The following is a 596-nucleotide window of genomic DNA, read 5'->3' as shown; positions in this document are numbered from 1 at the left end:
AAGCCCTTCAGCTGATCCACACCAACCTCTGGCGGGGAGACATCTGGCCGCCAGCGGGGACCTCTAACCGGCCGCCAGCAGGGAGAACTACTGGCCGCCTACGGGGAGCACTACATGGCCGTTGACATCATGGGGCGGGGTACGTGGAGTTGGATTGTTCCGGACGGGTTGTGGGAGATCGCGAAACCGCTGATCCCGCCGTCGAAGGTGCGGCCGCAGGGCGGTGGAACGCAGGACACACCTGATGAGACGCTGTTCGCGGCGATCATCTACGTCCTGGTGTCCGGCTGTGCCTGGCGTGCGTTGCCACCCTGCTTCGGCGTCTCGAAGTCCACCGCCCATCGGCGGTTCCTCATCTGGTCGAGGGCCGGGGTGTGGGGGCGGCTGCACGAGGCCGTGCTGCACCGGCTCGACGATGCCGGCCTCATCGACGTCACCCGCGTCGTCCTCGACACCGCCCACGTCCGGGCTAAAAAGGGGGCGAACACACAGGTCCGAGCCCCGTGGACCGGGGCAAGCCGGGTTCCAAGATGCACGTCCTGTCGGACGCGAACGGACTGCCCCTCCTCGTCGGCGTCTCGGCCGCCAACACCCAT

The 596-nt window shown here is 67.3% G+C and carries 1 pseudogene; it reads left to right on the top strand.

Annotation, left to right across the window (positions count from 1 at the left end):
• Positions 1-129 precede the first annotated feature (129 nt).
• A pseudogene (locus MTQ10_RS30940) lies at positions 130-596 on the top strand (IS5 family transposase); the annotation flags it as partial.

It is taken from the genome of Streptomyces sp. XM83C (assembly GCF_023072675.1).
GTDB lineage: Bacteria > Actinomycetota > Actinomycetes > Streptomycetales > Streptomycetaceae > Streptomyces > Streptomyces thermocoprophilus.
The sequence above is the reverse complement of the archived record's forward strand: the minus strand, read 5'-3'. Positions and strand labels throughout refer to the sequence as shown.